7 protein-coding genes and 1 pseudogene are annotated in these 3,720 nt (G+C 59.8%); 6 read left to right on the top strand and 2 right to left on the bottom strand.

Annotated features, from left to right (window positions below):
• The first annotated feature begins 195 nt into the window (after positions 1–195).
• Positions 196–525 (top strand): hypothetical protein, encoded by a 330-nt coding sequence (locus tag E3T43_RS12805; protein WP_134472715.1) that lies wholly within the window; start codon positions 196–198, stop codon positions 523–525.
• 41 nt (positions 526–566) lie between these two features.
• Positions 567–896, top strand: coding sequence for a hypothetical protein (locus tag E3T43_RS12800; protein WP_134472714.1), 330 nt, complete (start codon positions 567–569; stop codon positions 894–896).
• Positions 897–1,198: 302 nt separating this feature from the next.
• On the opposite strand, the gene E3T43_RS12795 is transcribed toward E3T43_RS12800, so the two are convergent.
• Positions 1,199–1,390: a hypothetical protein gene (locus E3T43_RS12795; protein ID WP_134472713.1), complete on the bottom strand. Its 192-nt coding sequence runs from the start codon at positions 1,388–1,390 to the stop codon at positions 1,199–1,201.
• Between the two features lie 389 nt (positions 1,391–1,779).
• Positions 1,780–2,445 carry a hypothetical protein gene (locus E3T43_RS12790; RefSeq protein ID WP_134472712.1) on the bottom strand — a complete coding sequence of 222 codons (666 nt, stop codon included), beginning with the start codon at positions 2,443–2,445 and terminating at the stop codon, positions 1,780–1,782.
• Between the two features lie 20 nt (positions 2,446–2,465).
• Here E3T43_RS12790 and E3T43_RS12785 point away from each other — a divergent pair, with 20 nt between their 5' ends.
• The 4 genes and pseudogenes from E3T43_RS12785 to E3T43_RS12770 form a co-directional block, all read left to right on the top strand.
• The gene (locus E3T43_RS12785) at positions 2,466–2,684 is read left to right on the top strand and encodes a hypothetical protein (RefSeq protein ID WP_134472711.1); all 219 of its coding nucleotides are present in this window, start codon (positions 2,466–2,468) and stop codon (positions 2,682–2,684) included.
• 79 nt (positions 2,685–2,763) lie between these two features.
• Entirely contained in the window at positions 2,764–2,979 is a 216-nt protein-coding gene (locus tag E3T43_RS12780; protein WP_134472710.1) for a hypothetical protein, read from the top strand.
• Between the two features lie 58 nt (positions 2,980–3,037).
• Positions 3,038–3,158: pseudogene (locus E3T43_RS19280) on the top strand (CpaF family protein); the annotation flags it as partial.
• Between the two features lie 77 nt (positions 3,159–3,235).
• The coding region (locus E3T43_RS12770) for a hypothetical protein (RefSeq protein WP_134472709.1) at positions 3,236–3,720 on the top strand (485 nt) is incomplete at its 3' end.

Genomic DNA, 3,720 nt, shown 5'->3' with positions numbered 1-3,720 from the left:
GCATCTCACTCGTAATGAGAAGGTCGTCAGTTCGATTCTGACAGGCGGCTCCGCATGAATAGAGGGATCGGGGCCTACGGGCCTCGGTCCCATTCTTGTCAGTGCACCCTATCTGGCACCCTATGGAATTTTTTTGCTCGTTTCTGAGTGTTCGCCACGCCGCGCTAGGCTCGTTGCAACACAGGGGAAAGCACCATGAATAGATTCACGTTCGCCGCGTCCGCCGTTCTGCTTGCCGTCACTCTGACCGGATGCACGACGGCACCAGAAGCGCTCACTGATGCCGAGTTCTACGACATGGCTACCAGCCTCGAATTCTTCTCGACATACGCCGAGACGAGCCTGGACGACGTCGCGGCTGGCGTGTGCTCAGAGATGAGCGGCAATGATACTGAGACCGCGTGGCTACTAACGATCAAAGCTCTCACGGATGCCGGCGTGCCAGCCAGGGACGCCGGTAGCTTCACGGCGTTCACGACCGCTGCTCGATGCCCCGACATGATGGATCGATTGTCTGACGCGTAGCAGCGTCACACCCAATCTCAACCGCACAAATAAGGGGAACCATGACAGACCAGACACCATTTTTCGAGACAGCCGCGGCCGGCACAACGTCGCCCAAGCGAAACCCGTTCGAGATCAGCCTGGGCGCCGGTGGAGCGGGTGCGCTCATTGGCGGGATCGTCCTGTCTGCTATCGGCGAGAACATCTACGCGCATGACGCCCAGTTAGCCGACTTCGGGAACACCCTGTCCGGTGCTTTGTACACGTCCCCGGACCAGTGGGGCGTGCAGCTCGCGACCTTCGGGAACCAGCTGTCGACGGTTGGAGTTGCTGTCCTGATCGGGCTGGCCTTCTATGCCATGGGGCGATGGAATAAGCGTCACCAGGCGTAGCGGCTCGCGTGCCGTTCAGGGCAGGTCGTTGAGGTTGCGGCTCGCGGTGCAGTCGCTGGTAGTCAGTCGGCCAGGTGATCGAGCGCGAACCAGGTGTTACCGACGAAAACTTCCTCTCTGGAGTGGTGGGTACCTCAAAGTAGCGAGTAAGTAGCGGATTCTGGGGACTGCACGATCCCCCCTCTGCTGTCGTCTCGCATGATCAACCCTTTCGATTCCGCGGCGTTGACGGCGAAAAAACCCAGCCTCCGAAGAGACTGGGTTTCGTCACGCAGCGGCAGTTTGTGCAGCTGTCAGGGGAATTAGAAGGTTTTTTTGAACGGCGCAATCGCGGCGTCTATTTCGTCTTGGTCGCCGCCAAGCTCGCGGTACTGTTTGGTTAGCCTGGCGACTTCCACGGGGATGGCGACCAGTTTCGCCCGGCGTTCCTGCTCAGCGACAATGGTGATACGGTCGGCGTCAAGGTCGGCGTCGGTGGCGGTTGTGAAGTCCATGTGTTCTGCCTTTCCTTATGCGGCGGTTCCAGGTGGCGAGATCGGCCATGCATGATCGGTCGTCCATGTTCCTGTGCCTTGAACCCGTTCGCCGGCTACCCAGCAGGAGCCGGTGCTGGAATCAAGAATTTTTAAGTTGCCGGTGTTTAAACCGTAAGGCTTCACGAACATAACGTACAGAGATGTCGAGATTCCTGACGCAAACCCGCAGAGAAGCGCGAGTGCTGCCCGGGCTATCCCTGATGCCGCACAAGACCTCGCCCGGTGCCCACGGTTCCAGAAACTTTCCGCCTTAGCACCCATCGTGCCGTTCAGATAAGTGAAAAAGGTGCCCGGGTCGGCCATCGCTTACTGGGTGCCGGCACAACGAGAAAAAGCCCCGCCACCTCTCAGGAGGGGTCGGGCCCCGTGTACTCGATCGTGGCGCGCAAGGCGTCGTTGAAGCCGTCGTACGACCAATATGCGCTGCCATAGTCCCAGTCCGCGGTCTGCTGCCCGTCTATAGCCCGGGTCAATTCCATGCGCTGATAGATCACGTCCGGCGCCGATGCTTTCTCCAGAACGCAGCTGATCAACCCGAACCCGTGGGAAACGAGTTGCACTGAGGTTCCGGAATCTGCAGGTTCGACGACGTCGTCAGCTATTGGGGTGCATCCCTCTCGAACGGGATTCTTGATCACGGCTCGTGCGCGGTTCGCTTCCCTGATCAAGGCGACGTCCTCTGAGGTCTGGGGAGTCGGTTCTGGTTCGGCCGCTGACGGTGAGTTCGACGTCACCATCGTGACTGCGATCACCACTGCGGCGGTTCCTATGACCGCAAGCAATGCGACCACGGCGATAAGGAGAACCGTCCGCTGAGGGGAGGGCTTGATGCCAGTGGTCATCCAGTCACCATAACAGTGCCGGTCATGGGAGACGGTGCGGCGCTGATGTATCACGGTCAATGGTTGATCGGTCGGTATCGGCAGCGTAGGACGCACGAAAAAGCCCCGCCACTTCATGCCAGGGGCGCGGGGTTGAGCGTCTTCCAGGATGGCTTTGAATCTGGCCAGCAAGCCACCGATAGGCTGCGTTCATGGAAATCATTTTCTTTGTCTTCCTCGTCGGCCTAGTGCTCATGGCGCTGTACGCACTCGTGCTGGTTTTCTGCGCCATCCTTGGCATCCCTCTGGAGTCAAAGGAGAAGGTTGCACGTCGCCAACAGATTGCTGAGGACATGCGCCAACAGAGCATTGAGGATGAGACGCGGCGCAATATTGCCGTGCGTGCTGCTGAGCAGGGCATGAGCGTCTAACTGACTAGAAAGGTACGGATGGTCCTATACGGGCGCAAACCATCTCGGCCATAAACGCGCCTACGAATGAAGGAGAATCATGAGCTTGTTCACCAAGTATCTGGATGCTGTCAGTGCCTACGCATACGGCAAGAAGAACGAGAACGTTCAGCGTTCGAATCCACCTGAAAAGTCTGTTGAAGAGCTGAGTGCCGCGGCCGAGGCATTGTTCGATCAGCTCGTGATCGCGAAAGTGAAGGAGTATGCGCCTGCTGCAGCGAACACTGCCCTGAATCAAAGCATTCGAGGCATGTAGGAGACGGCATAGGCAAGGGCCCCGCCGTCTCGTTTGAGGGCGAGGCGGGGCGGCCGATCTGACAACACTGCTCCTCAGCGAACAAGTCGTGCGCGACTTTGGTCGAGCGGATGCTGCAGGCCTCCGGTCGACGGGTCGACGTCCCGTCGCCGTTCGTCGACGCGTCGCTGCCGGAAGGTGTATCTCGTTAGCTACAGGGTCCGCTCTCCGGTGAACACTGGCAGCGCTAGGCTCGTGGTAACACAGGGGGATTGCTATGGCATGGTTCGGTTGGGGAAAGAAGCGCGTTCAGGAGATTGGCGTTGAGGTTGCCGAGCCTGCGCAGGTTGTTGCGCCTGTCGTTCCGCAGGTTGCTCGCGCCGCTCGGTCCGCGCGCACGCCAGGTGAACTCTGGGTTGGGGGCGTCGGCGCAGACCAGGCCGCTTTGGCACGGATGCCCCGTGACGTCGAGGTGGAGCTGATGCCGTGGGTCCGCGGCTCTGACATCACCGCCAAGGTCGACGGCGTCAAGGTCGGAGAGCTCCCGCATTCGCCCAAGTTGCACGAGGTCCTCCTTGCTCGACGTGAAGCAGGGATGGACGCGGCCATGTTCTCTGGTGAGGTAAGGGATGGGGACTACGTTCCACGCTTCCTGGCCGTCTCCGTTCCAGTCGGCGCGGAGCTTGACGCCCTCGCACCTGCTGGATGGGTTCGACCTATCCCGGCAGAATCCACAATCAAGCTGCACCGAACGGGCGCCTA

The sequence above is a fragment of the Cryobacterium sp. Hh7 genome, assembly GCF_004403155.1.
Lineage (GTDB): Bacteria > Actinomycetota > Actinomycetes > Actinomycetales > Microbacteriaceae > Cryobacterium > Cryobacterium levicorallinum.
This window is presented reverse-complemented; position numbering and strand designations above follow the sequence as displayed.